The sequence below is a fragment of the Paenarthrobacter sp. NyZ202 genome, from assembly GCF_049860755.1.
Taxonomy (GTDB): domain Bacteria; phylum Actinomycetota; class Actinomycetes; order Actinomycetales; family Micrococcaceae; genus Arthrobacter.
The window spans coordinates 4,335,213-4,352,788 of sequence record NZ_CP187556.1 but is presented as its reverse complement, the minus strand read 5'-3'; the positions used below and the strand labels follow the sequence as shown (position 1 = coordinate 4,352,788).

The following is a 17,576-nucleotide window of genomic DNA, read 5'->3' as shown; positions in this document are numbered from 1 at the left end:
CTCCCCGGGCGCCCTATGCGCCGGACCCCGGGGAAGCAGCCACCCATCCTGTGTGCTTCAGCCCTGATTCGTGTCACGAACCGGGGATTTAGTTCCCCAAATCCTCCAGGACCGCCATGGCCGCGTTGTGGCCTCCCAGTCCACTGACCCCGCCACCCCGGCGTGCCCCCGCCCCGCACAGGAACACCCGCGGGTGGCCGGTACCGACACCCCAGCGCTCGGCCGGCGTTTTCCGGGGTTCGTCGTCTTCAAGGAACGGCCACTGGAGCTTGGCGTGGAAGATGTTGCCGCCGGTCATATTCAGGGCGGCCTCAAGGTCCAGCGTGGTTTTCGCTTCGATGCACGGATTGCCGTCGGCGTCAGTGAGCAGGAGGTCCTCCACCGGTTCGGCCAGGACGGAGTTGAGCGAGGAGAGCACGGCGGCCTGCAGCTCGGCCCGCATCTGCTCGTTGTTCTCCTCGGTGACCAGCCGGCCCGGTGTATGCAGGCCGAAAATGGTGAGGGTCTGTGCGCCGGACGCGGCAAGTTCCTTGGACAGGATGCTTGGGTCGGTCAGTGAATGGCAATAGATCTCGCAGGGCAGCGGTGAAGGAATCCGGCCCTCGGAGGCAGACCGGTAGGCCGCCTCCAACTGGCCATGGCCCTCGTTGATGTGGAAGGTGCCGCCGAAAGCTGCTTCGGGTGACACAGACGTATCCCGCAATCCGGGAAGCCGGCGCAGGAGCAGGTTCACCTTGATTTGCGCACCCTCGGGGCGTTCGCCCTGGATGCCCGAAGCGTCGCCCAGGAGACGGCCGAGCACCCACGGCGACACGTTGGCCAGCACGCGCTCGCCGTGGAACTCCTGAACGACCCCGCCACGCTGGAACCGGACCGTACCGCCGTCGGAAATGTCCGTGACCTCGGCGCCGGCCAAGAGGACGGCCCCGGCTTCCCGGGCCACGCGCTCCAACTCCCTGGACACCGAGCCCATCCCGCCCAGCGGAATGTCCCAGTCTCCCGTTTCATTCCCTATCACGTGGTAGAGGAAGCAGCGGTTGGCGTCCAGGGAGGGATCGTCGAGGGAAGTGAACGTGCCGATCAGGCCGTCGGTTGCCACGAGGCCACGCACCAGGTCGTGCGATAGGCGATTCGTGACCACGGTGCCCAAGGGATTTTCGATGAAGTCAGCCCACAGCTGGTCATCGCCGAGCAGTTCGCGTGCTTCCGAGCGGCTGGGCAGCGGCCGGCATACCGTGGGAAACAAGGCGCGGGCCAGTTTCTCGGTGTCGGCGTAGAAGCCTTGGAGGGCATCGAAGTCCTCGCCGGCGCCCACCCGGGCGAAGGAACTGCGGCTTGCCTGAGCGTCGTCGCCGTCAATCAACAGTCCCGTCTCCACGTTGAGCGGGTTGGGTGTGTAGGAGGAATACCTGCGCCTTGCGAGCTTGATGTCCAGCCCCAGCTCACGGATGATCTGCTCCGGCAGCAGGCTGACCAGGTAGGAGTAGCGGGACAGGCGGGCGTCCACACCCTTGAACGCCCCGGCCGAAACCGCGGCGCCACCGAAGTGGTCGTCGCGTTCAAGCACAGCCACGCTTTTCCCGGCCTTGGCCAGATAGGCAGCCGCCGTGAGTCCGTTATGTCCGCCGCCCACAATGACAGCGTCGAAGTGTGTGTTATCCATGCCGAGAGACTAGCCATGGCGTGATGCTGCTTACGGGAATTGTTCCGTGGCGTAAGCAACCCTTGGTCTCGCGGCACCCGCCCGGCGGGCAAGCGTAAGGTGCCTGCCCGCCGTCGTGGGTTGCTCAGATGGTTCTGGTCGCCTTGGCGAGGTTCTCGCGCAGTTCGACGGCGTTCTGCCGCACCACGTAGGCGGGCCGGTCGCGTTCGACCCGCCAGCTCTCCTCAAGCGGTCCGACGTTGACGGTGTCGAAACCGAACTCGTCGTAGAGCCGGGTCACCAGTTCAACGGCCTCCGGGAAGTCGCTTGCAGTAGCCAGTGCCCGGCGGTTAGCGGTGCCGGCGGGGCTTCCGTCGGTGGTGATGTCCGCGGCGCCGATGTGGTTGAAGCCCTTGGCCACCTTGGAGGTGGGGAGGTGCTTTTGGAGCAGCCCGGACGTGGTGGCCTCACCCTTGTCGAGTTCGGGGATGCGACCGTCGCGCTCCCAGTAGTAGTTATTGGTGTCGATGACGATTTTGCCTTCGAGGGGCTCCACCGGGATGTCCCGGTAGGCCTTGAGGGGTACGGTCACGACGGCGAAATCGCCTGCCGCTGCTGCTTCGGCCGCCGTCGTGGCCCGGGCGCGGGGCCCGAGTTCGGCAACGAGTGCCGCGAGGGTTTCCGGTCCGCGTGAATTGCTGATGACGACGTCGTATCCAAGTTCCACGGCCTTGCGTGCGACCTGGCTGCCAATGTGTCCTGCACCGATGATTCCGATTGTTGTCATATCTACGGCAACAGGAAGTTGCAGACGCGTATTTCCAGCGTTACGCAGTATGTCGGCCCGCCTTGGGTCCCGGACGTCAACCGGGAGTTATATACTAAGTAATCTTACTAAGCAGGCAATCATCACGTACGAGGAGGTTGGGAATGGCTGGTCACTTGGAGTTGGTTGATGCTCCCGATGGGGGCTACCGCGTGCTGATGGTAGACGGCGAGGACTCGCTGGTGGGGTTGTCCAGGCGCTATTCATCAAAGGACGAGGCGGTCCGTGCCGTGGAATCGCTTCGGGAAGTCGCGGGGACGGGGCTGCTGCGGCAAGGTTCGGCGGAGCGGTATGCGTTGCTGGAGTCCGAAGAGTTCATGATGGACCGGGCGCTGGCCGGGGCCGCGCCCTTGCGCGCCGAGGTCCGGTAGCCATGTCCGGGTCTGTGCAAGGAGGCAAGCGGGGCGTTCTCTTCGATGTTGACGGGACGCTCATCGATTCAAGCTACTTTCACGCGTTTGCGTGGTGGCAGGCGTTTCGGCGGGAGGGCCTGGACGTCCAGCTCTCCAACATCCACCGCTCGGTGGGCATGGGCGGTGACCGGCTGATCCAGCATCTGGTTCCTGACTGTACTGAGGAGATGCAGGAGGAACTCAAGAACGCCCATGGTGCAGTTTTCTCCACTTTTTGGCCGTCCTTGAGGCCGTTCGACTCGTCACGGGACCTGCTGGCAGCCTGCTCTGATGCGGGTCTGGCGGTGGGGTTGGCGTCATCGGCCCAGGAGCGCGACCTGGACGTCAGCCGGAGGCTTCTGGATGCCGGGACGTCCATCGATGCATGGACGAGTTCGGCTGACGCCAAGGAGAGCAAGCCGGCTCCCGACATCCTGGTGGCGTGCCTGGAGAAGCTTGGAGTGGATGCGCCCAATGTGGTGTTTGTCGGTGACGCGGTCTGGGATGTGAAGGCGGCTGCGGCGATCGACGTTCCCGCCATCGCGCTGACCTGCGGCGGAATCAGCGAGGCTGAACTGCGCGACGCCGGTGCCGCGGAAGTCTACGACAATCCGCGGCACCTGCTGGAGAACCTTGAGGGCAGTGCGATCGGACGCCTGGCCTCGGGAATTCCGCGGCCTTAGCGGCTGACTTCCTTGTTGCGGCCGCGCCCGCGAACCGCCCAGATGATCAGCGCGATGACGATGATTGCGGCAATTGCCGCAAGGATCCACGGGGTGACGTCAGTGCGCGTCTGTTCCTGGGGTTCCGACTCGCCCGTGCCCGGGTTGGCCGGTCCGCTGCTGGCCGGGTTGGGAGTTTCGGAGGTACCGGCTGAGGGGCCGGGGTTGGTTGGCGTGGCCGTTGACGGCCCGGAGGGATTGCTGGGGCCCTGGGATGGCGTGGGACTGGTTGCGGCAACATGTGCTTGAACAGTTGAGGGCGTGGCGGCAGTGGCGGCCGCGCCCGTGGACAGCAACGCTCCGCCGAAGAGTGTCAGGGCTGCGGTGGTCAGGGCTAATCTGCGAAGCATCGTTTCTCCTGGGGGTAGGCGTGTTCGTGCATCCTCATGGTAGTAAGCATACTGACTAAATCGGTAAAAGTGTGGGTGCCGCGTGCACTGCGCACCCGGCACCCACTGGTGTGGCTAGCGGGTGAGCTTGGCGGAATCCGGTTCCAGGTCGCCGATATGGCCCGGCGCGTTGGCGGCCAGGACGCGCTGGACGAAAGCGCTGTACTCCTCCATGTAGTGGCGCAACAACCCGGCGGTCCCTTCGTCCTTAACGGTGCCGTCGTCGTCGTACGCGTCCGCGACAAAGCGGATGTACGCCTCCGGGGCGTTCAGCTGCGGGGCATCCAGGAAGCTGAGCACGCTCCGCATGGAGGACTGCATCACCGCAGTGCCGATGCCGCCCGGCGAGGCGCCGATGATTCCGGTGGGTTTGCGGGCGAACGAATTGGTGCCCCACGGCCTGGATCCCCAGTCGATGGCGTTCTTGAGGGCGCCCGGGATGGAGCGGTTGTATTCAGGCGAGACGAACAGGATGCCGTCCGACGCGGCGATCGCGTCCTTCAGCGCTTTGCCCGCAGGCGGGAAGTCGGCGTCGTAGTCGGAGCTGTACAGGGGGAGATCCTTGATTTCGATCTCATGGAATTCGAGTTCGGGCGGCGCCACGCTGATGAGCGCCTTGGAGAGGGTCCGATTGATGGAGGTACTGGAGAGGCTACCCACGAAATAACCGATCTTGAATGTATCCATGGCGGCATTCCTTCCCGACGGCACGGCCGTGACCGGCGCGTCGACGTGCGGAGGCTGGTTGCCCCCAGCTCACGTTCGACCCTAGTTGAGAAGCGGGTCCGGCGCAGCCCCCCAAGTCCGCGCCGGCTGAGCAGTGCGTCCTGGTCCACGAGTTCGCCCCGGGAGGTGTGGATGAATGTGGCGCCGTTCCTCAGTTTCGCCACCAGCCCGGCATGGATGAGGTTCTCCGTGGAAGGTAACGACGGCGCGTGGAGGCTCACGACGTCGGAGCTCGCCACGAGCTCGTCCAGGCTGACGCGTTCGACGCCGAGTGCGTCCGCCGCGGCATCGTCCAGATAGGGGTCGGAGACAACGATGTCGAGGTAGTAGGGAGCCAGGAGCCGGATCACGTGGCGGCCGATCTTCGAGGCGCCGATGATCTGACTGCCCCGGGGATGACACTATTGCTCTCTCAAGAAAGTTTTAGTGTATTGACACTAATGCTTTCGCGAGAAAGCATTAGTGGGTGGAGCGAATCAAAGGACTCTCAACGGGAGAAGTCGCGGAACGTCTTGGAATAACCCAGGTGTCGGTGCGACAGCTCGTTGAATCCGGACAGCTCACTGTCATTGGGCGAGTGGGCCGGTCCATCCTTCTCGACACGGCCTCCGTCGAACGACTGTCCGCAATCGGCACGCGCCGAGGCCGGGCGTGGACTGCCAAGACAGCTTGGGCGGCGCTGGCGCTCTTGTCCGGGCAGAACCCCACGTGGATCTCATCATCGGAGAAGTCCCGACTGAAAAGCAGACTGCGGCGACTCGATGCGGCCGCTGTCTGCACCCTCGCCAGGCACAAGGACCATGTTCTCCGGTATAGAGCTACACAGGAGGCTCTGGATCGGCTGAGCTTTCATCTGATCGCCAGCGGGGCCGCCGCCATGCAGGACGAATCCACTGCCGAAACGTTCGGCATGGCCGGCGGAAGCGGCATCGCCGAAGGTTACGTCATGGCCGGAGACGCCAAGGCGCTGGCTGATTCGTTGGGTCTTGTTGAGGACCCGTCCGGCAACGCCATCATCCACGAGGTCGAGCTGGTAGAGCCGTTCGCCGAGGGCAGGGTACCTGTCGCCGCCGTGGCCGTGGACCTGATGGGGTCCCTGGCCACCCGGGAACGCACCGCCGGCAAGCGGGTCATCGAGGAGCTGCTTCATGCCTGAGCCTGCCGCGGCCAATGGCCGGGAAATTTGGGACGTCTCCATACTGCCGGGAGGTGGGGGCCCGCCATGGCCGCAGTGTCTGGAGCTGGCCAGGACGCTGCCCTCCACCCAGTGGACGCTCGTGGGCGGCCTCATGGTCCAGCTGCACTCCGTGGCCGCCGGCCTGTCCGTCTCCCGACCAACCGCCGACGTGGACATCGTGCTTCACATCGAGACCGGAGCGGCCACGACGTCGTCGGTGTCAGCAGCGCTCAGCGGGCTGGGCTACACCCTGCAGAGGTCCATCGACCACGACGCTCCTGCGCACCGGTTCGTCCGCGGCAAGCAGCAGATCGACGTCATGATCGCTGATCACTTGCCGGAGGCTAAGGTTCCCACCCTCGGTGGCCGCAAGCCCTTCCAAGTCTCCGGCGGCACGCAGGCTCTGAAGCGGACCGTCAATTGCCGGCTTGTCGGCGGCGACGGCGAGTCTGTCGTCATCAGCATCCCCAACGCGCTTGGTGCCCTGGTCTTGAAAGGTGCGGCCTACCGGGAGGACTCCCGCGATCGGGACCGGCACCTCGACGACGCCGTGGTCTTGTGCGCCACGATCAAGACGCCACTGACCACTGCCAAAGCGATGGGCGGCAGCGATAGGTCTCGCATCCTCACGCTCCAAAGCGTGCTTGAGAATCCGGACCACCGCTCCTGGCAACTCCTTGACGAAGCTGATCGGACACCCGCGATGGACGCTCTACGCATCCTGGCCAGCAACCCGCAGCAGCTCCCGCGGGTGAACAGGCTTAAAGAGGGGTAGCAGGGGGCGTAGCGCGCAATTGCTGGATTGTCGAACTGAATTGAACTGCTTGCCGATCCCAAGGCGTATAGGCTCAAATCCATGAGCTCAGTCCCGGAGGATGGAGAACCCATGGAACCGTTCCGTGCGGTCATCGGCTTCAGCGATCAGAAACTCTCCGCTACGTGGCCCTTTATCGAGCTCTTGGCAACGCAGGAACGACTGGAGTTCCGTGCCCGCATGGGGTTTGCCCGGCTTTTGGGACCATGGGGCGTCGAACGGTCCCAGGTCACCGAGATCTTCAGGGCTCCGGGTTTGCTGACCCGCGACTGCATTGCCGTCCGGGGCAAGCATTACATGGACTGGACTATTTACGCGTTCAGCCTGGAGCCCATTCTTCTGAGGCTCGAGGAACTCGGCTATCCCGTGGACTCGGTTCATCGGAGACCGTGAATATGGACACCAGGGGAGGGGGCCCGATGAAGCCGAACCGCCGGCTCGGCACAATACTGGGCGCACTCGGAGTCGCGGCACTCTCACTCAATTTCTTTATCAGTCTCAACCATGCCTTTAGGTATCCGGACGGGCTCAAGGTACTTGAATGGCCTTGGTCATCGTGACGATTCCTGCAGTGGCTTGGTTGGCTTGGACGTTCCACAAGGCAAGAACCTTCAAAGAGAGGCAGCAAGCGAGCCAGCCAAGCGGCTGACCCAAAGCTACCGCAACTCGCCCACCCCGGTACGGGCCAGCCGGTGGTGGTCGGCGTGCTCAAGCAGGGACGCTGCTTCCTCGTCTGCGATCACTCCGGTGGTCAGCCCGAGCACGGCATCAGGCTTACCTTCGAGGTGCTCAACAACGAGCGAGGCCGCGATTTCTCCTGCTTCTTCCTGGGCGCGGACAATGGTGACTTCTGCCATAGGATTTCTCCCAACTCCGCCGGCCTGCAGCAGTTGACGGCGGTTCATGGAAACGGACATGGAAGGTCTCCTCGTTGAGTATCCCGTTGGGGGTCCAGGGGCGGCAGCTTCCGAGACGTTCCGGATACGTTCAGGGCACCTGCGATCAGTGTTCCAGCGGTCCGCGTGCCAATTCCAGAATTCGAACATTTTCAAACCTCCCCATCCCTACCGGCGCCCTGCGCACCGCCATAGACTCATGCCATCCACGTTCTGGACGGTTCTGGAGAGGGGTGGCGTTGAGGGCAGGCATAGCGCGGGAGCGGATCGACGGTGAACGCCGCGTTGCCGCGACACCGGAAACCGTCAAGCAACTCGTCGGCCTTGGCCTCGAGGTCCAAATCGAGTCCGGTGCGGGACTTGCCTCCGGCCATGGCGACGCTGACTACCAGAAGGCGGGTGCCGCCGTCGTGCCTTCCTTGAACCTGTCCGAAGTGGACGTCTACTGCCACGTGCGTCCCATGGACCCGACGACGGCGGGAGCCCTCCGCCGGGGCGCGGTCACCGTGGGGCTGGGGTCGCCGTCGTCCGAGTTGCCTACTGTCCACGCGCTCGCCGCAGGCGGCATCACGTCCTTCGCCCTGGAACTGGTTCCTCGCATCTCCAGGGCGCAGTCCATGGATGCCCTGACGTCGCAGGCGCTGGTGGCCGGATACCGGTGCGTGCTCGAAGCCGCCATGCGACTGCCCCGGTTCTTCCCGCTCTACATGACGGCCGCCGGAACCATTCCTCCGGCGCGCGTGCTGGTGCTGGGTGCGGGAGTCGCGGGATTGCAGGCGATCGGCACTGCGAAACGGCTCGGTGCGCGGGTGTCCGCCAACGACATCCGCCCGGCGTCCGCCGATGAGGTTGCGTCCATGGGCGGCACGTTCATCAAGCTGGACCTCGAGACGGCCGAAGCGTCCGGCGGGTACGCCCGCGAGCTCAGCGCCGACCGCGGCACCCTGCAGCGCGCCCTGCTCGCTCCCCACGTGGCGCAGGCTGACGTACTGATCACCACCGCGGCCGTCCCCGGAAGGCGGGCGCCGCTCCTGGTAACCCGCGAGATGGTCCAGGCCATGAAGCCCGGTTCCGTGGTGGTGGACCTGGCGGCGGAATCGGGCGGCAACGTTGAAGGCGTCGTTCCCGGGCAGGATCTCCACGTTCCTGCCGCCGACGGCCAGGGCACCGTCACGCTGGTTGGCCTCAAGGACCCGGCGTCCGCGATGCCCGCCGACGCGTCCCGGCTTTATGCCAAGAACGTCGCCAACCTCATCGCCCTGATGACGCAGGACGGCGTGGTGTCCCCCGACTTTTCGGATGAGGTGGTGGCGGGCACCTGCTTAACCCACGACGGCGTCATCCGCCACGCGCCCACGGCGGAGGCTGTAGCGGGACTCGCCGGGGAGACGTTGGGCAAGCCAGGTGAAGGAGTGCACTGATGGATGGTTTGAGCCTGCTCACGATCACCGTGCTGGCGGTATTCGTGGGTTTTGAAGTGGTTTCCAAGGTATCCAGCACGCTGCACACCCCGCTGATGTCCGGCGCCAACGCCATCCACGGCATCATTCTGGTGGGTGCCATCATCGTTGCCGGGCAGGCCGCGGAGCCGCTTGTCCTGGTGGTTGCACTCCTGGCAGTTGTCCTTGCCACGGCCAACCTCGTCGGTGGCTTCGTGGTGACCGACCGCATGCTGGAGATGTTCCGCGGACGGCAGCGGCCGCCGTCGAACGTTGAACGCGGCGAGCCTGCCGCAAAAGCCGCTGAGGAGCGTGGCCGGTGACGCTCCTGGACCCTCATTGGACCGCGCTTCTCTACTTGGCGGCCGCGGTGTGCTTCATCCTGGCGCTGAAGGGTCTGAGTTCGCCGAAGACGGCCAGGCGAGGCAATGTGATCGGGGCCTTCGGCGCTCTACTGGCGGTGGTCACCGTCTTCGTTTCCGTGCGGTTGGATAACGTGCCATGGATACTGGGGGCGATCGCGGTCGGGTCCGGCGTGGCGGCACCTGTGGCCCGGCGCGTGCAGATGACGCAAATGCCGCAACTGGTGGCGCTGTTCAACGGCGTTGGTGGTGGGGCTGCTGCGCTGGTCGCCCTGCTGGAGTTGGCGCACGCCGGCGACGAGTGGGTGCGGGTGGCAATTGTCTTCACCCTCCTGGTGGGCGCGGTGTCTTTCTCGGGTTCGGCGGTGACATTCGCCAAGCTGCAGGGCCTCATGACCACGCGACCGGTCACCTTCCCCGGCTTGCCCTGGCTGATGGCCGGGGTACTGGTGGCCGCCGTGGCGGCGTCGGTGGTGGTGGTCCTGAACGGCTCACTTCCGCTGGCCCTTGTTCTGCTGGTGTTGGGCCTGGTGGCCGGGGTCCTGTTGGTGCTTCCCGTGGGTGGGGCCGATGTGCCGATCGTCATCTCCCTGCTCAACGCGTTCACCGGCCTGGCGGTGGCGGCGTCCGGCCTGGTGCTGGGCAACGTGCTCCTGGTGGTGGCGGGCACGCTGGTTGGGGCTTCCGGAACAATCCTCACCCGGGCCATGGCCGCGGCCATGGGACGCAGCGTCGCCGGGATCCTTTTTGGTGCCTTCAAGGGAGGTTCGACGGCGGGGTCCACCGCTGTCAGCGAGCGGCCGGTCCGCTCGTCCAGTGCGGAAGACGTGGCGGTTCTCCTTGGCTACGCACAACGGGTGATCATCGTCCCCGGCTACGGACTGGCTGTGGCACAGGGCCAGCACACGGCCGCAGAACTCGCCCAAGCACTGGAATCGAGGGGTATCGAGGTGGACTTCGCCATCCATCCCGTGGCAGGACGCATGCCCGGCCACATGAACGTGTTGCTGGCCGAGGCCAATGTGCCCTACGAGTCGCTGAAGGAAATGGGCGACATCAACTCCGAGTTCAAGACCGCCGATGTCGCCCTGGTGGTGGGCGCGAACGATGTGGTGAACCCGGCAGCAAAGACCACGTCCGGCTCACCGATCTACGGCATGCCCATCCTGGAAGTTGCTGACGCCCGGCAGGTGGTGTTCCTCAAACGCTCCATGCGGCCGGGCTTCGCGGGGATCGAAAATGAGCTCCTGTACGAACCACAGACCACCCTGTTGTTCGGGGATGCCAAGGAATCGTTGACCAAGGTTCTGGGCGCGGTGAAGGGGTTGTAGTCTGCTCCGGTTTCCCGGTCAGTGCATGAAGCCGCTTGAATCCCGTTCGGTTTCATACTTGCCACAGCGCCGGCATCGCCTGTAACGCTCGCCATCCTCGGTGCTTTCGATGTGCCAGTCGTGGCTGAGATTCAGTTTGCAGAGCAGCATCTTGAGCATGGCGGACTCCGTTTCAGACGCGGCGGCCGGGCTCGATACGGCACCTCACCGCACCTCCAATTTTAGGATGCAAACCGCCCCGCGCGCAGGATCCCAGCCTGCTCCGCGCACCCTTCCCGGCCATCCGGCGTCGTTCTAAGCTGTTCCGTACGTGCGTTGCCATCCACCCAACAGGAGGTTGCCAAGTGACCGTGAAGCTCAACAAGAAGGCGTTCGACCACGCCAAACACCTGATCCGGGATGGCAAGGTAGCCAAAGACGAACGGGATGACTGGAGCGAGCACTCGCCTTCAACCAAGGACGAGAACGCGTTCCTGGACAAGCACGGCTTCGCTGACTACGGAAAGTGGTACCTCGGCGTCGACGATGAACACCCCGACGACCAAAAGGGGCACTATAAGTTTCCCATCGGTGATTTCAAGAAGATCCACCGCTGCGGAGTCATCTCAGCCGAAAGCCGGGCCGGACAATACGACTACGACGACATCCGCGACGCCCTCGGGAAGCTGTTGGAACAGATCGACGAGGAGTGAACGGCATGCAACAGGGAATGAATGCCGCGGCTCCCTTAGCGGATGCGGTCAGAGTCCAGGTCGTCGTCCAGGTTGCGGTCGGTGCGCGCGTTGGCAGCGCCTTCCTTGAGCAGGTCGCGGATTTCTGCCAGGAGAGCAGTGTCGGCCGGAAGCGGTTCTTCCTCCGGCTCCTCGGTGGCCAGGCGGTCCTTGACCATTGAATTGATCTTGTTCATGGGCGCCACAAAGATGAAGTAGACCACTGCGGCGGTGATCAGGAACGTCACCAGTGCCGTCAGCACAGCACCCAGGTTGACGAAGGTGGCCGGGTTGTCCTGCCAGATGCGGAAGCCCAGGCCATCCGCATTCACACCACCTGCTGCGGCGATCACGGGGTTGATGATGTTGTTGGTGAATGCGGTGACCAACGCGGTGAAGGCACTGCCGATAACGACGGCGATGGCCAGCTCGATCACGTTGCCGCGGAGTATGAAGTCCTTGAAACCCTTAAACATGTCATGTCCTCTGATTGGTGCGGGGCGTATGGCTCAAGCAGAGATCAAACTACCACTGCGGGGTTTCAAGAAGGTGCAGCGGGGCGAGAGAGCGATCGGAAAATGCGGCCGGGATGTGAGCGAGCATCGGCAGTGATGGATGCCCGCTCACATCCCGGCCCACTTTTGCGGATGCCCGCTCAGATCCTTTGCACGCCCTAACCGAACAGGGCCCGGGTGTGGTCGTTGAGGAAGATGCCGCGGGGGTCGAACTCACGGCGAACCTGGAGGAACGTGTCCAGCTCCGGGTAGAGGCGCTCCAGCCGGCTCCGGGTCATGAAGTGGATCTTGCCCCAGTGTGCCCTTGGTTCGAAGTCCTGGAGCACGGCGTCGGCGTCGCGGAAGAACTGCCAGTACTCCGTCCCGGGCTTGGTGGTGAGCGTAATGACCGTGCTGTCGCGGCCCTGGAACTGTGACATGTAGGCATCGTCGGCCTTCACCCAGCGGACTTCCACGGGGTACTTCTGGTCAGGGTGCTTGGAGCGGATCAGGTCCTGGATGGCTTCCGTGGCCGCCAGCCCGTCCTCGCTGCGGACAAAGTATTCGAGCTCGTGGAACTGCGTGGTGAACCCACCCGGGTAGATCCGGTATGAACGGTCCAGGCGTGCGCCCTCGATGGTGGAGAGGCCCGACTCGTCCGGGACCGAAGCCACGTTGTACCGCTTGGTGTAGCTGCGGTCCGCCATATTGTGATCGGGTGAGCCTGGCAGGTCCAGAAGTTCGCACGAGTCTTCCCCGGGGCACCACAGGAAGGAGTAGTGCCGGTTGGAGTCGATGTCTTCCTGCCAGGTAGCTGCCGTTTCGGACCACGTGGGATAGGTGATTTCCTCCTGCAGGTAGTACTTGTCATCCACCTCGAGTTCGACCTCAAGGAAGATCCCCAAAGTCCCCAAAGCCACCTGGGCCGCACGGAGTTCGCGAAGCTGTCCGTCGCCGATCTCCACTATCTCGCCGTAGCCGTTGATCAGTTTCACCCAGCGCAGCTTTGACGAGAAGCTTCCAAGGTCCTTACCGGATCCGTGGGTGCTGGTGGCCAAGGCCCCGGCGATCTGCTGCTTGTCGATGTCGCCCTGGTTGCTGAGCGCGAGGCCCTGCTCCCAGAGCGGGTCGCCGAAAGCGTTGATGGTGGTTCCGGCCAAGGCCCGGGCACGGTGATTCAAGCGGTCCGTTCCGGTGATCCCGGTGAGCTTGGACATGTCCAGCAGGACGCCACCGGTCTGCACCACGGGAGAGGACGAATGTCCCGAGCCAGCCGCCCGCACCGACAGGCCCTCGCGGATGGCGAACCGTACGGCGTCGAGAGTCTCCTGCTCATTCCTTGGCTGGACGGTGAAGGCGGGAGTCGAGGTTTGGTTGCCGCCCCAGTTGGTCCACGGGACCTCGGTCCGGAAAGGGGCCGACGGCGTGGCTGCAGGCGGTGCCGAGGGAACGATGGGGTTCACAGTGGTCATTTCACAAAGCTCCGTTGCTTCTCTGGTTTCGCGTAGTGGGGCTTACGCGCCGTGGTTAATCATGACGTGCTTGGTCCGGGAGTAGTCATCCAGGGCGTAGAGGGAGAGGTCACGGCCGTAGCCGGAACCCTTGAACCCGCCCCAGGGAACCTCGTTCGCCAGCACCAGGTGGGCGTTGACCCATACCGTGCCGAAGTCCAACTGCTTGGGGACGCGGAGTGAAAGGCTGGAATCCTTGGTCCACACGGAGGCGGAGAGGCCGTAAGGGCTCTCGTTGGCGCGGGTCACGGCTTCCTCGGTGCTGCTGAAGGTCTCAACAGTGACAACCGGACCGAAGATCTCGTGCGTCGCTATGGGCGCTCCCGCCGGAACACCGGTGATGACGGTCGGTTCGATGAAGAAGCCGGTCCCTTCAATGGCGGACCCACCAAGGGCGATGGTCAGTCCCGCGGAACGGGCTTCTGCCAGCGCTTCCTTGACGCGTTCGAAGTGCGGCCGGGAAATCATGGGGCCCATCTCCACCGTGTCCCCGGCATCCGGGGCACCCACCACCAGCGAACCCACCTCTTCAACCAGGTGTTGGGTGAATTCCTCGGCCACCGACTCGTGGACCAGCACACGGCAGGCTGCACCGCAGTCCTGGCCCGCGTTCCAGTACCCGGCGTTCCGGACGCCGGCAGCGGCAGCCCGGAGGTCGGCGTCGGGAAACACCACAACGGGAGCCTTGCCGCCCAGCTCAAGGTGGACGCGCTTGACGGATCGGGCTGCCGTTTCGGCAACTGCCTGGCCGCTGACGACGCTGCCGGTCAGGGCAACCAGGGCGATGTCGGGGTGTTCCGACAACCGCTGGCCCACTGTCCGGCCCTGCCCGGTCACGACATTGAGGATGCCGTCCGGGATGCGTCCGGCCAGGAGTTCGACGAGCTTCAGCGTGGAGAGCGGCGTCTGTTCCGAGGGCTTCATGACGATGCTGTTGCCAGCAGCCAGGATAGGCGCGATCTTCCAGGCGGCCATGAGGAGCGGGTAGTTCCACGGGGTGATGACGCCAACCACGCCCACCGGCTCACGAATGATCACGGAGGTGTGGTCTGTTGCGTAATCCCCGCCGGCCATGGAGGTCAGGGTTCGGGAAGCGCCGGCCATGAAGCGGAAAGTGTCGATGGTGCTGGTCACATCGTCCTCGGCAACCGCCAATGGCTTGCCTGTGTTGGCGGACTCGATGACTTCAAAGGCCTCGCGGTTGGCTTCGATGATGTTCGCTATGAGGTTCAGGACGTCCGCGCGCTCCTTAGGGGTGGTGGCACCCCAGGTTTTCTGGGCTTCGACGGCGGCTGCCACCGCGGCGTCCACATCGGCCGCGGTGCCCGCCTGGACAGAGGTGATGATTTCCTCGGTGGCGGGATTGACGACGTCGATCAGGTTGCCGGAAGCAGCGGCGGGAACGAAGGATCCATTCATGAAGTGCCCGATGGGCGGAAGGACCGCGGAGACATCGGAGGTGCCTTCGGCACGGTGGACGGTGAACGTCTCGGACTGGGTGGTGGTCATGATGCTTCGCTTTCAGATGAGGTCTGGTCAGATGAGGTCAGGGGTGAGGGAGCTGGATGGAAAGGGGGCGGCTTCTGTCTTCTTGCCGAACAGGCGGGCCGCAACGTAGTAAAGCGGTGCGACGACCACCAGGCCGACGATCCAGGAGATGTCCACACCGCCCATGGCCGCAGCCAGCGGCCCGGTGTAGATCGCGGTTGCCGAGAAGGGCACCTGGATCAGGGCGCCTGCTATGTACGAACCGATGGCGACCCAATTGAACCGCCCGTACACGCCGCCGTCGCGTTTGAAGAAGTCCTCTACGCGGTATTCGCCGTGCTGCAGCAGGTAGTAGTCCACCAGGTTGATGGCGGTCCAGGGGACCAGGACGTACATCAGGAAGGACAGGAAGTTGGTGTAGAAGAGGATGAAGTTGTCGCGGGCGAACAGGGCGATGGAGACAGCAAGGATAAAGAGCACGACGGCGGCCACGCTGCGGGTTTTCGCGCGGGGAAGCCAGGTGGGCTTGAAGGTCTGTCCGATGGTCAGTGCGCAGAGGACGCCGCAGTAGAGGTTCATGGCGTTGGAGGCTGCTACGCCCAGGCAGAAGATGCCGACGATGACCAGTGTCCAGGGTTGAAGGAGGGTGCCCAGGCTGCCGACGATCTCTACGTCGCCGGTGCTCATGGACACTGCCAAGGTGCCAACCAAGGCGCCCAGGAGCATGGGGAAGAGCGTACCCAGTACGCAGCCTGAGTAAGAAGCCCAGAAGGCCGGGGCGGACCCCGTGCCTTGCGGCATGTAGCGGGAATAGTCTGAAACGTAGGGCGCGTAAGCCAACTGCCACAGGGCCGAGACGGAGATGGTGCCCATGAAGCCCACCCAGTTGAAGTTGCCTTGCTCCAGGAAGTTGGCTGGAAGACCATGCACAAGGAGTATCCAGCCGAAAGCCAGCAGCAGCGCCAAGCCTGCCGCTACGCTCAAAATACGGGCGTAGGCGTGAATGAGCCGGTAGCCGAAGATCGTGGCGATGACGCTGACCACACCGATGATGATGATGCCCGCGTCAACGCTGATTCCCGGGCTGACGGCGGCCAACGCTTCGCCGCCGAACACCAGGTTGGCGGCGAAGAATCCCACGTACATGACCACCACGATCACCACGATCAACAGGGCGCCGAACGAACCGAACTGGCCGCGGGTCTGGATCATCTGGGCAACCCCGAGCTGGGGTCCTTGAGCAGAGTGCAGGGCCATGAAAATGCCGCCGAGCAGGTTGCCGATGATGATGCCGACGATCGCGGGGATGAAGCTCAAACCGAACACCGTGGTTGCGAGGCCGCCGGTCACGATGGTCATGATCATGATGTTGGAACCAAACCAGATGGTGAACAGGTCCCGGGCCTTGCCGTGGCGTTCGTTGAGGGGAATCGGCTGGATGGTCTTGTCCTCAAGCCGCGGAACCTCTGTTGCCTGTTTCGTGGATGACAGCGTACTCATGATGCGCTCCGGGACACCGATTCGAGTTCACGGATTTCGGAGGCCTTGCTCCGGTTGACCATCAGGGCGAGGAGGTCGAAGACCAGCGTGGCTGCGGCCACCGTGGTGATGTCTGCGTGGTCGTAGGCGGGAGCGACTTCCACCACGTCTGCTCCGACGATGTTGATGCCGTCCAAACCGCGGAGCAGGGCAAGGAGTTCGCGGGAGTGGAGCCCGCCCATCTCCGGGGTGCCGGTGCCGGGAGCGTAGGAAGGGTCCAGGACGTCGATGTCGATCGAGACATAGACAGGCGTGTCGCCAAGGCGTTCCTTGACCCGCTCGATCGCCGCCGGAACACCCATGACGTCCAGGTCCGAGCAGCGGATGATCTGGAAGCCGAACTCGTGGTCCCGGAGGAAGTCGTTGCGGTCATATACCGGTCCGCGGATACCCACATGCATCGACTTGTCCTCCACAAGCAGCCCCTCTTCGAAGGCGCGGCGGAAGATGGTGCCGTGCGTGATTGGCTGATCGAAGTACGTGTCCCACGTGTCCAGGTGGGCGTCGAAATGCAGGAGTGCGACCGGTCCATGGACCTTGTTCAGTGCCCGCAGCATCGGCAGGGCAATGGTGTGGTCGCCGCCGATGGATACCAAGCGCTTCGATTCGCTGATGAGCGGCAGCGCCTGTTCCTCGATCTCGCGGACAGCCCGGGTGATGTCGTAAGGGGTGCAGGCGATGTCGCCTGCATCAACAACCTGGGCTTCGTACACCGGCTCGACGTCGAGCTCCGGATGGTAGCCCGGGCGCAGGAGACGCGATGCCTCGCGAACCGCGGCAGGACCAAAACGGGCGCCGGGCCGGAAGGAGGTTCCGCCGTCGAACGGCACGCCGACAATGGCGATGTCATAGTCCGGAACGCGGTCGATCTGGGGGAGTCGGGCGAAGGTGCCGAGGCCGGCGTAGCGGGGAACCTTGGTTGCGTCTACGGGGCCGATGGGCTGGTGCGTGGTCATGGCTGAATCCTTCGAGTAGCTGGGTGCTCGCCGTTGAGCGGGAAGTGCATAACTCAATTCTTGGTGACCCCGATCACTGCGGATAGCGGTACATTGACTACAAATGGTCGGGGCGTTTAGACAAACGTCTAAACGCCCCGAAACAAGACCCAGGAGTCATCA

At 63.9% G+C, this 17,576-nt stretch carries 19 protein-coding genes and 1 pseudogene; 9 read left to right on the top strand and 11 right to left on the bottom strand.

Annotated elements, in window-relative coordinates; translation table 11 throughout:
* Window positions 1-88: 88 nt before the first annotated feature.
* Together ACPFL9_RS20170 and ACPFL9_RS20165 are read right to left on the bottom strand one after the other, a co-directional pair.
* Window positions 89-1,663, bottom strand: coding sequence for a phytoene desaturase family protein (locus tag ACPFL9_RS20170; RefSeq protein WP_426004816.1), 1,575 nt, complete (start codon window positions 1,661-1,663; stop codon window positions 89-91).
* A gap of 124 nt (window positions 1,664-1,787) precedes the next feature.
* Window positions 1,788-2,429 carry an NADPH-dependent F420 reductase gene (locus ACPFL9_RS20165; RefSeq protein ID WP_426004815.1) on the bottom strand — a complete coding sequence of 214 codons (642 nt, stop codon included), beginning with the start codon at window positions 2,427-2,429 and terminating at the stop codon, window positions 1,788-1,790.
* A gap of 143 nt (window positions 2,430-2,572) precedes the next feature.
* Between ACPFL9_RS20165 and ACPFL9_RS20160 the strand changes: the two genes are divergently transcribed.
* Entirely contained in the window at window positions 2,573-2,839 is a 267-nt protein-coding gene (locus ACPFL9_RS20160) for a hypothetical protein (protein ID WP_426004814.1), read from the top strand.
* A 2-nt stretch (window positions 2,840-2,841) separates the two neighbouring features.
* The gene (locus tag ACPFL9_RS20155; protein ID WP_426004813.1) at window positions 2,842-3,543 is read left to right on the top strand and encodes an HAD family hydrolase; all 702 of its coding nucleotides are present in this window, start codon (window positions 2,842-2,844) and stop codon (window positions 3,541-3,543) included.
* Here ACPFL9_RS20155 and ACPFL9_RS20150 read toward each other — a convergent pair.
* From ACPFL9_RS20150 to ACPFL9_RS20140, 3 genes and pseudogenes are all read right to left on the bottom strand, one after another.
* Window positions 3,540-3,932 carry a hypothetical protein gene (locus ACPFL9_RS20150; RefSeq protein ID WP_426004812.1) on the bottom strand — a complete coding sequence of 131 codons (393 nt, stop codon included), beginning with the start codon at window positions 3,930-3,932 and terminating at the stop codon, window positions 3,540-3,542. The two genes, ACPFL9_RS20155 and ACPFL9_RS20150, sit on opposite strands and share 4 nt — an antisense overlap.
* A 114-nt stretch (window positions 3,933-4,046) precedes the next feature.
* Window positions 4,047-4,658, bottom strand: coding sequence for an NADPH-dependent FMN reductase (locus ACPFL9_RS20145; RefSeq protein ID WP_426004811.1), 612 nt, complete (start codon window positions 4,656-4,658; stop codon window positions 4,047-4,049).
* A gap of 188 nt (window positions 4,659-4,846) precedes the next feature.
* A pseudogene (locus ACPFL9_RS20140) lies at window positions 4,847-5,047 on the bottom strand (NAD(P)-dependent oxidoreductase); the annotation flags it as partial.
* A gap of 182 nt (window positions 5,048-5,229) precedes the next feature.
* Between ACPFL9_RS20140 and ACPFL9_RS20135 the strand changes: the two are divergent.
* The 3 genes from ACPFL9_RS20135 to ACPFL9_RS20125 all read left to right on the top strand — a co-directional run bounded on the left by ACPFL9_RS20135 (window position 5,230) and on the right by ACPFL9_RS20125 (window position 7,081).
* Entirely contained in the window at window positions 5,230-5,853 is a 624-nt protein-coding gene (locus ACPFL9_RS20135) for a helix-turn-helix domain-containing protein (protein ID WP_426004809.1), read from the top strand.
* Window positions 5,846-6,649 (top strand): hypothetical protein, encoded by an 804-nt coding sequence (locus ACPFL9_RS20130; RefSeq protein ID WP_426004808.1) that lies wholly within the window; start codon window positions 5,846-5,848, stop codon window positions 6,647-6,649. Before ACPFL9_RS20135 ends, ACPFL9_RS20130 begins: the two co-directional genes overlap by 8 nt.
* A gap of 81 nt (window positions 6,650-6,730) precedes the next feature.
* Window positions 6,731-7,081, top strand: coding sequence for a hypothetical protein (locus tag ACPFL9_RS20125; protein WP_426004807.1), 351 nt, complete (start codon window positions 6,731-6,733; stop codon window positions 7,079-7,081).
* A 263-nt stretch (window positions 7,082-7,344) separates the two neighbouring features.
* Here the strand turns inward: ACPFL9_RS20125 and ACPFL9_RS20120 are convergent, their stop codons facing one another.
* Window positions 7,345-7,545: a hypothetical protein gene (locus ACPFL9_RS20120; RefSeq protein ID WP_426004806.1), complete on the bottom strand. Its 201-nt coding sequence runs from the start codon at window positions 7,543-7,545 to the stop codon at window positions 7,345-7,347.
* Between the two features lie 278 nt (window positions 7,546-7,823).
* Here ACPFL9_RS20120 and ACPFL9_RS20115 point away from each other — a divergent pair, with 278 nt between their 5' ends.
* The 4 genes from ACPFL9_RS20115 to ACPFL9_RS20100 all read left to right on the top strand — a co-directional run bounded on the left by ACPFL9_RS20115 (window position 7,824) and on the right by ACPFL9_RS20100 (window position 11,408).
* Window positions 7,824-9,005 carry a Re/Si-specific NAD(P)(+) transhydrogenase subunit alpha gene (locus tag ACPFL9_RS20115; protein ID WP_426007623.1) on the top strand — a complete coding sequence of 394 codons (1,182 nt, stop codon included), beginning with the start codon at window positions 7,824-7,826 and terminating at the stop codon, window positions 9,003-9,005.
* The gene (locus tag ACPFL9_RS20110; RefSeq protein WP_426004805.1) at window positions 9,005-9,346 is read left to right on the top strand and encodes an NAD(P) transhydrogenase subunit alpha; all 342 of its coding nucleotides are present in this window, start codon (window positions 9,005-9,007) and stop codon (window positions 9,344-9,346) included. Before ACPFL9_RS20115 ends, ACPFL9_RS20110 begins: the two co-directional genes overlap by 1 nt.
* Window positions 9,343-10,716 (top strand): NAD(P)(+) transhydrogenase (Re/Si-specific) subunit beta, encoded by a 1,374-nt coding sequence (locus ACPFL9_RS20105; protein WP_426004804.1) that lies wholly within the window; start codon window positions 9,343-9,345, stop codon window positions 10,714-10,716. Before ACPFL9_RS20110 ends, ACPFL9_RS20105 begins: the two co-directional genes overlap by 4 nt.
* 344 nt (window positions 10,717-11,060) lie before the next feature.
* Window positions 11,061-11,408, top strand: coding sequence for a hypothetical protein (locus ACPFL9_RS20100; protein WP_426004803.1), 348 nt, complete (start codon window positions 11,061-11,063; stop codon window positions 11,406-11,408).
* 35 nt (window positions 11,409-11,443) lie between these two features.
* Here ACPFL9_RS20100 and mscL read toward each other — a convergent pair whose 3' ends face one another.
* The 5 genes from mscL to speB form a co-directional block, all read right to left on the bottom strand.
* Entirely contained in the window at window positions 11,444-11,902 is a 459-nt protein-coding gene (gene mscL / locus ACPFL9_RS20095) for a large conductance mechanosensitive channel protein MscL (RefSeq protein WP_426004801.1), read from the bottom strand.
* 197 nt (window positions 11,903-12,099) lie between these two features.
* Window positions 12,100-13,392 (bottom strand): D-arabinono-1,4-lactone oxidase, encoded by a 1,293-nt coding sequence (locus ACPFL9_RS20090; protein WP_426004800.1) that lies wholly within the window; start codon window positions 13,390-13,392, stop codon window positions 12,100-12,102.
* Between the two features lie 42 nt (window positions 13,393-13,434).
* On the bottom strand, window positions 13,435-14,940 hold the full coding sequence (locus tag ACPFL9_RS20085) for an aldehyde dehydrogenase family protein (RefSeq protein WP_426004798.1): 1,506 nt from the start codon (window positions 14,938-14,940) through the stop codon (window positions 13,435-13,437).
* 27 nt (window positions 14,941-14,967) lie between these two features.
* Window positions 14,968-16,419 carry a purine-cytosine permease family protein gene (locus ACPFL9_RS20080; protein ID WP_426004797.1) on the bottom strand — a complete coding sequence of 484 codons (1,452 nt, stop codon included), beginning with the start codon at window positions 16,417-16,419 and terminating at the stop codon, window positions 14,968-14,970.
* The gene (gene speB / locus ACPFL9_RS20075; protein WP_426004795.1) at window positions 16,416-17,414 is read right to left on the bottom strand and encodes an agmatinase; all 999 of its coding nucleotides are present in this window, start codon (window positions 17,412-17,414) and stop codon (window positions 16,416-16,418) included. Before speB ends, ACPFL9_RS20080 begins: the two co-directional genes overlap by 4 nt.
* Window positions 17,415-17,576 lie beyond the last annotated feature (162 nt).

Excerpts from the sequence above, each read along its gene's own strand:
- ACPFL9_RS20170 (WP_426004816.1), bottom strand. The coding sequence starts at position 1,663 with ATGGATAACACACACTTCGACGCTGTCATTGTGGGCGGCGGACATAAC.
- ACPFL9_RS20165 (WP_426004815.1), bottom strand. The coding sequence starts at position 2,429 with ATGACAACAATCGGAATCATCGGTGCAGGACACATTGGCAGCCAGGTC.
- ACPFL9_RS20160 (WP_426004814.1), top strand. The coding sequence starts at position 2,573 with ATGGCTGGTCACTTGGAGTTGGTTGATGCTCCCGATGGGGGCTACCGC.
- ACPFL9_RS20155 (WP_426004813.1), top strand. The coding sequence starts at position 2,842 with ATGTCCGGGTCTGTGCAAGGAGGCAAGCGGGGCGTTCTCTTCGATGTT.
- ACPFL9_RS20150 (WP_426004812.1), bottom strand. The coding sequence starts at position 3,932 with ATGCTTCGCAGATTAGCCCTGACCACCGCAGCCCTGACACTCTTCGGC.
- ACPFL9_RS20145 (WP_426004811.1), bottom strand. The coding sequence starts at position 4,658 with ATGGATACATTCAAGATCGGTTATTTCGTGGGTAGCCTCTCCAGTACC.
- ACPFL9_RS20130 (WP_426004808.1), top strand. The coding sequence starts at position 5,846 with ATGCCTGAGCCTGCCGCGGCCAATGGCCGGGAAATTTGGGACGTCTCC.
- ACPFL9_RS20125 (WP_426004807.1), top strand. The coding sequence starts at position 6,731 with ATGAGCTCAGTCCCGGAGGATGGAGAACCCATGGAACCGTTCCGTGCG.
- ACPFL9_RS20120 (WP_426004806.1), bottom strand. The coding sequence starts at position 7,545 with ATGGCAGAAGTCACCATTGTCCGCGCCCAGGAAGAAGCAGGAGAAATC.
- ACPFL9_RS20110 (WP_426004805.1), top strand. The coding sequence starts at position 9,005 with ATGGATGGTTTGAGCCTGCTCACGATCACCGTGCTGGCGGTATTCGTG.
- mscL (WP_426004801.1), bottom strand. The coding sequence starts at position 11,902 with ATGTTTAAGGGTTTCAAGGACTTCATACTCCGCGGCAACGTGATCGAG.
- ACPFL9_RS20090 (WP_426004800.1), bottom strand. The coding sequence starts at position 13,392 with ATGACCACTGTGAACCCCATCGTTCCCTCGGCACCGCCTGCAGCCACG.
- ACPFL9_RS20085 (WP_426004798.1), bottom strand. The coding sequence starts at position 14,940 with ATGACCACCACCCAGTCCGAGACGTTCACCGTCCACCGTGCCGAAGGC.
- ACPFL9_RS20080 (WP_426004797.1), bottom strand. The coding sequence starts at position 16,419 with ATGAGTACGCTGTCATCCACGAAACAGGCAACAGAGGTTCCGCGGCTT.
- speB (WP_426004795.1), bottom strand. The coding sequence starts at position 17,414 with ATGACCACGCACCAGCCCATCGGCCCCGTAGACGCAACCAAGGTTCCC.